The 12,553-nt window shown below is 51.9% G+C and carries 13 protein-coding genes and 1 pseudogene; all 14 read left to right on the top strand.

The genetic code is table 11. The features are described 5' to 3' along the window. Positions 1-5 precede the first annotated feature (5 nt). On the top strand, positions 6-1,382 hold the full coding sequence (locus BR04_RS02775; protein ID WP_496354460.1) for a nitrogenase component 1: 1,377 nt from the start codon (positions 6-8) through the stop codon (positions 1,380-1,382). Between the two features lie 45 nt (positions 1,383-1,427). Then, the gene (gene nifB, locus BR04_RS02770) at positions 1,428-2,729 is read left to right on the top strand and encodes a nitrogenase cofactor biosynthesis protein NifB (RefSeq protein ID WP_496354459.1); all 1,302 of its coding nucleotides are present in this window, start codon (positions 1,428-1,430) and stop codon (positions 2,727-2,729) included. Between the two features lie 88 nt (positions 2,730-2,817). Continuing rightward, the gene (locus tag BR04_RS02765) at positions 2,818-3,132 is read left to right on the top strand and encodes a (2Fe-2S) ferredoxin domain-containing protein (RefSeq protein ID WP_496354458.1); all 315 of its coding nucleotides are present in this window, start codon (positions 2,818-2,820) and stop codon (positions 3,130-3,132) included. Continuing rightward, the gene (locus BR04_RS02760; protein ID WP_496354457.1) at positions 3,129-3,602 is read left to right on the top strand and encodes a GNAT family N-acetyltransferase; all 474 of its coding nucleotides are present in this window, start codon (positions 3,129-3,131) and stop codon (positions 3,600-3,602) included. The genes BR04_RS02765 and BR04_RS02760 overlap by 4 nt, the downstream gene beginning before the upstream one ends. Before the next feature lie 3 nt (positions 3,603-3,605). Beyond that, entirely contained in the window at positions 3,606-4,373 is a 768-nt protein-coding gene (gene modA, locus BR04_RS02755; RefSeq protein WP_496354456.1) for a molybdate ABC transporter substrate-binding protein, read from the top strand. A 139-nt stretch (positions 4,374-4,512) separates the two neighbouring features. Next, positions 4,513-5,187 (top strand): molybdate ABC transporter permease subunit, encoded by a 675-nt coding sequence (gene modB, locus BR04_RS02750; RefSeq protein WP_496354455.1) that lies wholly within the window; start codon positions 4,513-4,515, stop codon positions 5,185-5,187. Beyond that, entirely contained in the window at positions 5,184-5,897 is a 714-nt protein-coding gene (locus BR04_RS02745; protein WP_496354454.1) for an ABC transporter ATP-binding protein, read from the top strand. Before modB ends, BR04_RS02745 begins: the two co-directional genes overlap by 4 nt. A gap of 30 nt (positions 5,898-5,927) precedes the next feature. Beyond that, positions 5,928-6,971 carry a hydroxymethylglutaryl-CoA lyase-like TIM-barrel protein gene (locus BR04_RS02740; RefSeq protein WP_496354453.1) on the top strand — a complete coding sequence of 348 codons (1,044 nt, stop codon included), beginning with the start codon at positions 5,928-5,930 and terminating at the stop codon, positions 6,969-6,971. Positions 6,972-7,303: 332 nt separating this feature from the next. Further along, positions 7,304-8,362, top strand: a complete 1,059-nt coding sequence (locus BR04_RS02735; protein ID WP_496354452.1) for a DUF262 domain-containing protein — start codon at positions 7,304-7,306, stop codon at positions 8,360-8,362. A 1-nt stretch (position 8,363) separates the two neighbouring features. Then, positions 8,364-9,296, top strand: a complete 933-nt coding sequence (locus BR04_RS02730; protein WP_496354451.1) for a HEPN domain-containing protein — start codon at positions 8,364-8,366, stop codon at positions 9,294-9,296. 355 nt (positions 9,297-9,651) lie between these two features. After that, the gene (locus BR04_RS02725; RefSeq protein WP_496354450.1) at positions 9,652-9,900 is read left to right on the top strand and encodes a DUF4160 domain-containing protein; all 249 of its coding nucleotides are present in this window, start codon (positions 9,652-9,654) and stop codon (positions 9,898-9,900) included. Between the two features lie 8 nt (positions 9,901-9,908). Next, positions 9,909-10,181 carry a DUF2442 domain-containing protein gene (locus tag BR04_RS02720; protein WP_496354449.1) on the top strand — a complete coding sequence of 91 codons (273 nt, stop codon included), beginning with the start codon at positions 9,909-9,911 and terminating at the stop codon, positions 10,179-10,181. 178 nt (positions 10,182-10,359) lie between these two features. Beyond that, positions 10,360-11,403 (top strand): transposase, encoded by a 1,044-nt coding sequence (locus BR04_RS02715; RefSeq protein WP_496354448.1) that lies wholly within the window; start codon positions 10,360-10,362, stop codon positions 11,401-11,403. 141 nt (positions 11,404-11,544) lie between these two features. Next, a pseudogene (locus BR04_RS02710) lies at positions 11,545-12,553 on the top strand (IS3 family transposase); the annotation flags it as partial.

The following is a 12,553-nucleotide window of genomic DNA, read 5'->3' as shown; positions in this document are numbered from 1 at the left end:
GCACCATGTTCCATTCCGAAGAAATCATGAAACCCGTCACGGAAAACGCATGCAGCCTCTGTGCCCCCCTTGGGGCGGCTCTGGCCTTCAAGGGTGTGGAAGGCTGCGTTCCCCTGCTCCATGGCTCCCAGGGCTGCGCCACCTATATCCGCCGCTACATGATCAGCCATTTCAAAGAACCCGTGGACATCGCCTCCTCCAACTTCCATGAGGACACGGCCATCTTCGGCGGCGGGGCCAACCTGCGCACGGCCATCGACAACATCCTGCGCCAGTACAGGCCAAAAATCATCGGCATTGCCTCCACCTGCCTTTCGGAAACCATTGGCGACGATGTGCCCATGATGCTGAAGGAAATCCGGAAAGCCAACCCCGACTGTCCGCCGCTTGTCTTTGCCTCCACCCCCAGCTACAGCGGCAGCCATGAGGAAGGCTACTGGAAAAGTCTTTCCGCCCTCATGGAACAGCTTCTTCCGGAAGGCCCTTCGGAGATGGCCGGAAAGCGGGAAGAGCTTCTGCCCCTTTTCACCTCCGTGCTGTCTCCTGCGGATCAGCGTCATCTGAAGGATCTGGTGGGGCTCATGGGGCTTTTCCCCTGCCTTGTGCCGGACAGCTCAGACACCCTCGACGGCGGCAAGTGGGAGGCATACGAGACCCTGCCCCGTGGCGGTGTGTCTCTGGAAAGTTTGCAGAACATGGCAGAAGCAAAAGCGGGCCTGCATCTGGGGGCCGCATCCAGCCTGCGGGAGGTGTCCCCTTTAAAAATCCTTGGCAGAAAATCCGGCCTTGCGCCGCATTTTCAGGGGCTTCCCGTGGGCATCCGGGCCACAGACCGCTTTCTTGCCCTTCTTCAGGATCTCGGCGGGCAGGCCATTCCCAAAATGCTGCTGGAAGAACGCTCCCGGCTCATTGATGCCTATGTGGACAGCCATAAAATTGTCTCCGGTCTCAAGGCCATGGTCTTCGGGGATGAGGATCTGGTGGCAGCTCTTGTGCCTTTTCTTGCGGAAATCGGCGTGAAAACCCTTGTGGCTGCATCCGGGAGCCGCTCCGGTCATCTGAAAAACGCACTGAAAAGTCTTCTGTCCAAAGAAGAACAGGAAGGCATGCAGGTGGTGGAAGGGGCCGATTACGCCACCCTGGAAAAGCTTGCCGGAGAAAATCCGCCGGACTTTTTCATGGGCTCCAGCAAGGGTTACGCCATGGCGAGAAAAACCAAGACGCCGCTTATCCGTGTGGGTTTTCCCATCCATGACCGGGTGGGCGGCCCCTCCATCCGCATCCTGGGCTATGGCGGCGCACGGGAGCTTTTTGAGCGCATCTGCAATGCCATTCTCGAAGTGCGGCAGGAGGCCACTGGGGTGGGGTTTTCCTATCTCTGAAACCTGTCCCCCTCATTTTTACCCAAAATTTTCAAGGAGGCTCCCATGTCATCCATCTTTGATAACCATCCCTGCTTCAACAAGGCCGCACGCAAAACCCATGGACGGGTGCATCTGCCCGTGGCTCCCCGGTGCAATATCCAGTGCCGTTTCTGCGACCGCAAATTCGACTGCGTCAACGAAAGCCGCCCCGGAGTGGCCAGCGGCATCCTTTCGCCCTATCAGGCGATGGTCTATCTCGACCATGTGTTTGCGGAAAAAAAGAACATCTCCGTGGTGGGCATCGCAGGCCCCGGCGACCCCTTTGCCAATGCCGGTGAAACCATGGAAACCCTGCGCCTTGTGCGTCAGCAGTATCCGGACATCCTGCTCTGCCTTGCCACCAACGGCCTTGGCATCGGGCCTTACATCGAAGAGCTGGCGGATCTCAAAGTCAGCCATGTGACCCTGACCATGAACGCCGTGGATCCTGAGATCGCAAGCCGCATCTATGCCTGGGTCCGCCACGGCAAAAGGGTGCGTCAGGCTCTGGAAGGTTCCGAAATCCTCCTTGAAAAACAGAGCGAAGCCCTGATCCGGCTCAAATCCCATGGCATTGCCGTAAAGGTGAACAGCATCCTCATTCCCGGCGTGAACGAAGACCACATTCCGGAAGTGGCCCGCACCGCAGCCTCCCTTGGGGCGGATATCTTCAACTGCATTCCCTACTACCCCAACCCCGGCTCGGCCTTCGGCCATCTGGAAGAACCGGGAAAGGATCTCCTGCACAGGGTACGGACGGCCTCGGCCATTCATCTGCCCCAAATGACCCACTGCACCCGCTGTCGGGCCGACGCCGTGGGCTGCCTTGGCGAACAGGAAAGCCCCACCCTCATGGCCAAACTCAAAGCCTGCGAGGCCATGCCCAAACTGCCGGACAGCCACATGCCAGCAAAGGAGGATTCCTGCCGCATCCTCAGCCCCAAACGGCCCTTCATCGCCGTGGCCAGCCGGGAGGGCATTCTTGTGAACCAGCACCTTGGCGAGGCAGAAAGTCTTCTGATCTTCCGGGAACAGGACGGAAACTTTGAACTGGTGGACACCCGGATCACACCGGCAAAGGGCGGAGGCGAATCCCGGTGGGAAGACATGGCCGCCCTTCTGTCCGACTGCCGTATGCTCCTTGTGAGCGGCATTGGAGAGCGCCCGAAAACCGTGCTGCTCCAGTCCGGCGTGGATGTGGCGGAAGTGGAGGGACTCATTGAGACCGCCCTGACCCCGGCCTTTTCCGGGGCATCTCTGATGCATCTCAAAACCCGCAGCCTCAAGGCCTGTTCCGGCGCTGGCGCAGGGGGATGCGGGGCATGAATGGCCTTGCTGGGGCAGACACAAGACCTGCCCCTGCAAATACGCAATTTACCCAATTTTATTAAACAAACTTCAAAGGAGAACTCCCATGGCCCTTCCCCAGCACACCATCCTTGTATGCGCAAGCTTCCGCGTTTCCGGCGACCCCCAGGGGGTCTGCCACAAAAAAGGCGCTGCCAGCCTCTTACCGTATATTGAAGAAGAAATCCTCGACCGGGGGCTGGATGCCCAGGTGGTGAGCACGGGCTGCCTCAAGCAATGCGAAAAAGGCCCGGTGATGGTGGTTTATCCCCAGAATGTCTGGTATGGAAACGTGGATTCCGAAGCTTCGGTGGACGCCATTCTCGATGCCATGGAGGCAGGGGCCATCTGTCAGGAACTTGCGCTGGGGCAGGCCCCATGACATCCAAAAGGCCCGCCTTCAGCATTGAAAAAGCCCTTGATGCGGACATCCCCGCCATGGTGGAGCTGCTGGCGGGTCTCTTCACCCTGGAAGCGGATTTTACACCCGATGCCACAAAACAGGCCGCAGGCCTTTCCACCCTGATCCGTGAAAAAAATGCCCTTGTGCTCGCGGCCAGACAAGAAAACCGGGTCATCGGCATGGTAACGGTGCAACGCCTCATCTCCACGGCGGAAGGCGGAGAGGTGGGGCTTCTGGAGGATCTGGTGGTAAAAGAGGGGCTTCGGGGCCGGGGCATCGGCACGGCGCTGATTCAGGAGGCCGTCCGCTGGTGCCGGGATCAGGGCATGACCCGCATCCAGCTCCTTGCGGATCGCAGCAACACCCAGGCCCTTGTTTTTTATCACCATACGGGATGGCAGGCCACCCAGCTTGTGGCCCTGCGCCATCCCATTCCCAAAAAGGAATAAACCATGAAAAACGGTATCCGCATCCTTTTTTTCGCTTTGGCGCTCCTTCTTCCATGGCAGGCTGGGGCGGCATCCCCGGCCCCCCTCACCATATCCGCCGCCATGAGCCTCAAAAACGCATTTGAAGACGTCAGCGCCGCCTACACCCGACAGAGCGGGGTTCCCTGCACCCTTAATTTCGCCGCATCGGGCGTACTTCTGGGGCAGATCGCAGGGGGTGCGCCCGTGGGCCTCTTTGCCTCCGCCAGTCAGAAAGACATGGCCGAGGCCGAACGCCTCGGCCTCATCCGAAAGGAAAGCCGCAGGAATTTTGTGGCCAACCGCATGGTGCTCATTGCGCCCCTTGGTGCGGCACACCTGCCTTCGGATCTGGAAGGACTTCGCAGCAACGACATCAAGCGCATCGCCACGGGCAACCCCAAAAGCGTACCCGCAGGCCGCTATGCCCATGAAGCCATGGAAAAAAACGGGCTTCTCCCCCTTCTTCAGGAAAAGCTCATCTACGGAGAAAACGTGCGGCAGGTGCTGGATTATGTGGCAAGGGGGGAAGTGGATGCGGGGCTTGTCTATGCCAGCGATGTGCTTGCCGCCAAAAACAGGGTGCAGGTTCTGGCCCTTCTTCCGGAAAACAGCCACAGCCCCATCCGCTATCCCGTGGCTCTGGTGAAGGACAGCCCCTCGGAAAAAGCAGGGGCGGACTTCATTGCCTTTCTTTTTTCCGATGAGGGCAGGCGGATTCTGGAAAAACACGGCTTCAGCCCGCTGCCTTAGGTGATTTCCTGAAACAGAAACACCATATGGCACCCTCTCCCTCTGGCTGCTGACTGAGGCTCCCGAAGCCGGGGGCCGGGGTGAACGATCCGCTTTACGATATATCCAGTTCCGGAAACAGCCTCAGGAGCATACAGATATGGAACCTTCCTTTCTCTTTTCCCTGCGTCTTTCCCTTCAGGTGGCCCTCATCGCCACCCTGCTGGTGCTCCTTTTCGGGCTGCCGCTGGCCTATCTTCTGGCAAGACGGGATTTCAGGGGAAAGGAGGTTCTCGACGTGCTCCTCACCCTGCCCCTTGTGCTGCCGCCCACGGTGACGGGGTATTACCTCATCCTTCTTTTTGGCCGCAGGGGACTCATCGGCGGCCCCCTTTATGAATGGACGGGCTGGAGCATCATGTTCACCTGGCAGGCGGCGGTACTGGCCTCCTTTGTGGTGGCCCTGCCCCTCATGATCAAAACCGCCCGATCCGCCATGGAGTCGGTGGATGCCACCCTCATCCATGCCTCCTTCACTTTGGGGAGACAAGAGTGGGAAACCGCCCTCCGGGTTATCCTGCCCCTTTCCTCACGGGGGATTCTTGCGGGAACCGTGCTCTCCTTTGCCCGTGCCATGGGCGAATTCGGAGCCACCCTCATGGTGGCGGGCAACCTTCCCGGCCGCACAGACACCCTGCCCATCGCCATCTACAGCTTAAGCGCCAGCGGCGACTGGACAAGCGCCCACCTCATGGTGGCCCTCATGACCCTGGTTTGCGGGCTGCTGCTCTACATCGCCAACCACAGCACCGCAAAGAAAGGAAAAGGGCCATGAGTCCTCCCGTACTGGAAGTCCGGCTCCAAAAAAAACTACCCGGTTTTTCCTTAGATGTGGCCTGGGACATGGCGGACGATCTTGTCTGTCTGCTGGGCTTTTCCGGCTCCGGCAAATCCATGACCCTCCAGATGCTGGCAGGTCTCATCCGGCCCGATGCGGGCCATATCCGCCTCCGGGACAAAGTGTACTGCGACACCCAAAGAGGCATCCACCTTCCGCCCCAGAAAAGGCCCTTCGGGTATGTGTTTCAGGATCTGGCCCTTTTTCCCCACATGACCGTGGCCCGGAACATCCTCTACGGAAAGGCGGCCATGACGCAGAGGGAAAAGGAAGACCGCTGCCGGGAACTCATGGATCGCTTCGGGCTTCAGGGGCTGGCCTCCCGCTACCCCCACGAAATCTCCGGCGGCCAGAAACAGCGGGTGGCGCTGGCCCGTGCCCTGCTGCGAAAGCCGGATCTCCTGCTTCTGGACGAGCCCTTTTCCGCTCTGGACAGACCGCTGCGCCTCAGTATGCGGCGCTTTCTGCTGGAAATCCGGGAAAGCTTTCCCCTTCCCATCCTCATGGTCACCCACGACATGGACGAGGCGGCGGAACTGTCCAGCCGCATCATTGTGTACGAACAGGGCAGGATTTCCCAGACGGGCCATCCGGAAGCCATCCGGAAAAAACCCGCCTCCCTCACCGTGGCCCGGCTTGTGGCCTGAAACGGAAGCTCTTTTTGAAAGGATGACCCCATGGAACAAAAAGGCCCTGCCCTTTTCCGGCCCCTCATCATCGACACCACCTTAAGGGACGGCGAGCAGACACCGGGGCTGGCCTTTTCCATGGCGGAAAAGATCCGCCTTGCATCCATGCTGCTGGATGCGGGGGTGGATGAAATCGAAGCGGGTATTCCCGTCATGGGAGGCGAAGAAGCCCGGTATCTCCGCCACATCGCAAAATCCCTTCCCAAGGAGCGCATCTTTGGCTGGTGCCGACTCCATGAAAAGGATCTGGAAGCCGCCCAAGCCTGCGGCATGAAACGGATTCACATGGCCTTTCCCGTCTCCACCCGTCAGCTCCGGGTGCTGGGCTGGGATCAGGCCATTCTTGAAACCCGCCTTGAAACCCTTCTGCCCCTTGCCCTCAGCCGCTTTGAGGGGGTGAGCCTCGGCTTTCAGGATGCCACCCGCACCCCTGTGGAAGACATGCTGGATCTTCTTGAAAAGCTGAAAAGTTTTCCCATCCGCCGCATCCGCATTTCCGACACCGTGGGTGTGGCAAGCCCCCTCGAAATTTTACGGCTTATTGAAAGACTAAAGGAAAAATCGCCCTTTGATCTGGAATTCCACGGACACAATGATCTGGGCATGGCCACAGCCAATGCCCTCACCGCCCTTGAAAGCGGAGCCAAAGCCGTGTCCCTCACGGTGAACGGCCTTGGCGAACGGGCAGGAAACGCAAGGCTTGAGGAGCTGGTCATGGCCCTGACCCTCAAAAAAATCCCCCATGGCGTGAACACGAAAGCCCTGCGGCCCCTCTCCCGCCATGTGGCAGGGCTTACGGGCTGCCCTCTCCCGCCGGATAAGCCCGTGACGGGTAATAGGGTGTTTACCCACGAATCCGGCATCCACTGCCACGGCCAGCTCCGCGATCCCTTGAGCTTTCAGCCCATGGAACCGGAGATCCATGGACTGGCCCCTGTGCGGTTTATGACGGGAAAACATGGGGGGAGAGCTTCTTTTGTTGGGGAAAGTTTGATGAGGGAAAATAAAAGCTTGTCTTGGGTGGAGGGGTAGGATATGGGGAAAAGATCGTTTTGGCTGTGGGGATGGGAAGAAAAAGTCTGACCATGGAAACTTGCAGCTTGAAAATGATGGGGATGGTATTTTGGCCTTTTTTCCATGTTTTGGGGTTTGATAGCGGGATACATGGAAAATCAGGATTTTTTTGATAAACGGACGAGGGTTGAACAGAGATTTCCATGTTTTGGCCTTTAATATCAGAATAAGTGGAAAATTTTCCAGATATAGGGACGGATAACATGGAAAAATTCCACTTATTGCACTGTTATGTATCTCAAAGTTCTATCTGGTAGCCGTGTGAAATTGAAAAATAATAGGAACTGTAAATGAAAGACATAATTAAAAAATTTACTAAAGCTCAGGATAGCTTAGTAACACAGCAATCAGATTTTTCGCTATCGGCTATTGCAGACATGGTAAAACATGAATCGATAGATATTGCTCCTCATTACCAAAGACGAGATCGTTGGACTCACGAAAAGCAATCTGCACTGATTGAATCATTTTTGTTGAATGTACCAGTTCCACCAGTTTACCTATCAGAGGACGATTATGGCACTTACACAGTAATAGATGGTAAACAGAGAATTACTGCAATTTATGAATTTCTTTCAGGAAAATTTAAACTTAAAGACCTGAAAGAAATACCCGAATTAAATGATTATTCTTTTGATGCCCTTCCTGTAGAGCTTAAGCGTGCTCTTTCTATTCGACCCTTTATACGTGTCATTACGTTGCTTAAGCAGTCTGATAGCGAATTGAAGTATGAAGTATTTCTTCGCTTAAATACTGGCGGCGAAAAACTCAAAGCCCAAGAAATTAGGAATGTTGCATACTCTGGCCCCTTAAACGACCTTTTATTTGAATTGTCAGATAATCAATTCTTAAAAAGAAAAATGAAAATAACATCAAAAAAATCTACTCCATATAGAAATATGGATGATTTGGAAATGGTTCTTAGATTTTTGACTATGTTCCATCGTTGGGAGAAATTTGGCAAAAAAATCTCAGTAGGAATGGATGATTTTATGGCTGAGAATAAAGATTCTGATGTGGTAAATTATAAGTCCTTGTTTAACCGCGCAATTGCTGCGTGTGAAAAGATTTGGGGCGAATGTGCATTTGAAAAACCTCATAATGGTGGTTGGAGAGAGCAGCTAATAGCTCCTTTATACGATGCACAGATGGTTTCTGTGTCATTACTTGATGACGCTCGAATTAATATACTTTCTCAAAATTCTGAGGCTGTAATTGCAGCTACAGCAAAATTATACGCTGAAGATAAGGAATTTTTGAAGGCTGTATCTCAATCTACGGGAGATACTTTAGCTATAAAAAACAGAATTTCAATACTACATAATATGCTAAACACCTTAGAGGTTTAATATGTCCTCTGCAAAAATGGATTTCATTGAACGAATAAGGTGTCTTAATAATTCAATTCAATCAGATGCGACACAAAACCGTGGGTTAGCTGAGGTTGAGCATAATGCTATTTCTAGAATGCTAAGAAATGGTTTGGCTGTTGTTGGTTTTGCAGCATTAGAAGATTTTGTCAAGAAGCGAACATCAGAGGCTATGAATGAATTGAGTCGTTGCTCAATTCCGTTTCAAGACCTACCTGAAAAACTTCAGAATGCAGCAACCTTTGAAATTATTTCTGCACTTAATCATCAGCTCGGATTAATTCCAAAAGACCCAATAACTAAGTATTCTGATAAGATTGATTACATTCAAGAACAAGCCTTAAAAATATCGTCAACGGCCACTGCTAATTATTCATTGTCAAATCACACATTTGCCCACGCGGCTTCAAATGTTAATAAGACAGTTATTGGTGAAATCCTTAAAAGTTTTCAAATAGATGATCCTTGGCGGGAAATGACAAGAATTTGTAATCAGCTAGGCTTAGGCACTTATTCCTTAGCTCAGCAGTATGAGAATGCCGCAAAAAGAAGACATAAAGCAGCACATGTTGCTTCGGCTGATACGCCTTCAACAGACATATCCCAGTTTGTAAAAGATGCTTTTGCAATAGCAATTGGATTTGATGCACTACTGTCAAAAAGTCTCCAAAAATACAGAGAGAACTTGGCTATTCATAGTAATCCTATAAATTCCAGTTCTATACAAATTAGAACTGTTAAATTTCAAGATTCGAGATGGAAGGAATATTTAAATTCAAACAGTCGAGCTTACAGAACATCAAGCGATCTATCCGTTATAAGTGCAGATGCAAAAAGAAGAAGTTCTACAGCCAAACAGTTATATGTTGAGTTTGATGAACGCGCCGTAATTAAAAATTGGGAGTGTTACTGAGTGGGATACATAACAAGTTGCTGCACTCGGAAAAATTACTCGCTACGCTCCCAATTTTCCGGTGAGCAAAGCGTTCTAAATACATGATTAGTACAACCACAGGACACCCACTTTGTCCTTAGTCAACTACAGGACACCCACTTCGTTATTTTTTTCGGGTCGTGATATGCTGTCCCAGTAGGACTTAGATTTACTCTGAGACTTTATAGTGTAGGCACTTTTTTGAGCACTATTTTTTCTTGAATCAAGGTGGCGCACTGTATTATAAAAGACCTTTGTTGGCTTGACAGATGGAACCATAATGCCGATTATATTCTGACGCTTGGAATGTTTTATGCCTCTCTTGGGAGAATTTATGCCTGAAATTTCAAGATTCCTCGGAATAATCATATTGATGTATTTTGATGAACATGATCCACCACATTTTCATGTGCGTTATAATGAGTACCGTGCGTCGATCAGTATCAGTGATTTGAATATTATTGTGGGTTACTTACCGGCAAAAGTTCGTGGGCTCGTTCAGGAGTGGGCTGAAATCCACAAAGATGAGCTGCTGCACATCTGGAATACTGGCGAATTTCGCAAGATTGCCCCTCTGGTTTAGGAGGTCATATGACAGAATCCGTCTATTTAAAGAGTGCTGAATATCGGGGGGAATTCAAGCTGTATCTGGAATTCAACACGGGCGAAGCGGGTGAGGTGGATCTTGGGGATCTCATTTTTAAGTTTCAGCAAGCCGAACCTTTAAGAAATCCTGCTGTTTTTGGGCAATTTTACCTCGATTCATGGCCAACCCTTGCCTGGGAATGTGGTTTTGACATTGCTCCGGAGTCCTTGTATCAGCGTTATCGTGAAACGCTGCCCACTCATGCAGAAATCACTTGACCACCACCAACCACAGGACACCCACTTTGTCCTTGGCTTCAATGGTTTTTTGGGCTTTACCCTTTGGTAAAACTTCAGGGTTTTCAGATGTTTCTGGTAAAGCCCACAACCACAGGACACCCACTTTATCCTATTTTTCCCTTTAAAAACAAAATTATATCTTTAAAGGAGTGCCTCCATGACCTGCCCTCGTTCCACCCTCATCAGTCTTGAAAGCACCCCATGGTATCACTGCGTCTGCCGCTGTGTCCGCAGGGCTTTTCTCTGTGGCAAGGACAAACAGTCCGGCATGGACTTTGACCACCGACGGGGCTGGATTGCAGAGCGCATCATGGAGCTTTCGGCCATCTTTTCCATTGATGTCGCGGCCTATGCGGTCATGAGCAACCACTACCACATCGTACTGCGTGTGGATGAGGATCGTGCCCTTTCCTGGTCGGATCGTGAAGTCTTCACCCGCTGGACACAGCTTTTCAAGGGGCCGGATGTGGTGAGACGTTACCTCTTAGAAACCGAAGACCTGAGCGCATCGGATCAGCTCAGGCTCAATGAGCTGGCAGGCCTCTACCGAAGCCGCCTTTATGATGTTTCGTGGTTCATGCGGATGCTCAATGAATCCATCGCAAGAAAAGCCAATCAGGAGGAGGGCATTTCCGGCAGATTCTGGGAGGGACGTTTCAAAAGTCAGGCCCTTCTCGATGAAAAGGCCATTCTGGCAGCCATGGCCTATGTGGATCTCAACCCTGTCCGTGCGGGTATGGCCGAAACCCCTGAAACTTCAGATTTTACGTCCATCAAAGAACGGCTGGATGCCCTTAAGGCAAAGGATGCGGATACCTGTTCTTCTCAGCCTTCCGTCACACCACGGGATGCATCCCCGGATAGTCAGCAGGAAAAACCGAGAGCTTCCCTTGCCCCCTTTGATGATCTTACGGATATGGCCTTTGCCATTCCCTTTGGTTTCCATGAATATGCAGAACTTGTGGACTGGACAGGAAGACAGCTTAAACGCAAAAAACGGGGAAGTATCTGCCGGAAGGCCCCTCCCCTTCTCAAGCGCTTAGGCCTGGATGCTGCCGTTTTTGTATCTTCCATGAATACCCTTTTAGAGCAGTTCGGAACCGCCGTGGGAGATCCGGAAGTTTTAAGAATGCACTGCAAACTCAGGGGCCTGCGCTGTATGCGGGGTGCCCGATCTGAAGTGTTTTTTGATGCGGCCTGATGGTGGCTGGATGGTGCCTCAATACAGAAATCACCTTTGCTGGCATTGGACTCAACGTTGTGTGCCGTTGCCAAAATATAGTGGACCCAGTTTTCAAGACAGCAGTTTAAGCTTACATACCTCATCAGAACGGAGGTAAAAATGAGCCAGAGTAAAAAGCGCAAAACCCACAGTCCGGAATTTAAGGCCAAAGTAGGTATTGAGGCCTTACGAGGTATGAAAACCGCCAATGAGATCGGTCAGGAATATGGAGTTCATCCCATTTCCGTCGGTCATTGGAAAAAAGAGATTCAGGAGCAGGCAAAAAAACTCTTTGAAATCAAGCGTGGCCCAAAATCGGCCTCTGCGGCCCACGAGGAGCCGGATGCTCTTTATAGTGAAATAGGTCGGCTGAAAATGGAGCTTGACTGGCTTAAAAAAAAATCCGGGATGAGCCTGCTTTAATACGTCAATCCTGGATAGATCCAGAGTGCGACCTGTGCATTGTAACGCAATGCAGCCTGATCGGTATATCCAGAGCAGCGCATTACGCAAGGCAGAAAACCAGACCAGAAAACAAAGAAGACCTTCTTTTCAGCCGTCTTATCGACGAAGAATATACACAGCGGCCATTTTATGGAAGCCGGAGGATGGTATACATTCTCAAAAAAAATGGTCACGCAGTGGGGCGTAAACGTGTCCAACGCCTGATGCGGGAAATGGGACTGGCCGGCATGATGCCTGGGCCAAACACAAGCCGCAGAAAGCCCGGCCACAAAATTTATCCCTATCTGCTACGGGGTGTGCCAATCGTGAGGCCCAATCAGGTCTGGAGTACGGACATCACTTACATTCGCCTGCTCAATGGGTTTGTATATCTTGTTGCAATCATGGACTGGTACAGTCGCAAGGTTTTGAGTTTCAGGGTCAGCAATACCATGGATACTGCATTTTGTGTCGATTGCCTTGAAGAGGCTTTGCGAATCCATGGAAAGCCAGAAATTTTCAACAGTGACCAGGGTTCACAATTCACAAGCCTTCAATTTACAGGGATTTTGAAACAGGAAGACATTGCAATCAGCATGGATGGACGTGGCCGGGCATTTGATAACATTTTCGTTGAAAGACTCTGGAGAAATGTCAAGTATGAGGATATTTATCTGAAAGATTA

The sequence above is a fragment of the Desulfobotulus sapovorans DSM 2055 genome, assembly GCF_059569355.1.
The sequence above is the reverse complement of the archived record's forward strand: the minus strand, read 5'-3'. Positions and strand labels throughout refer to the sequence as shown.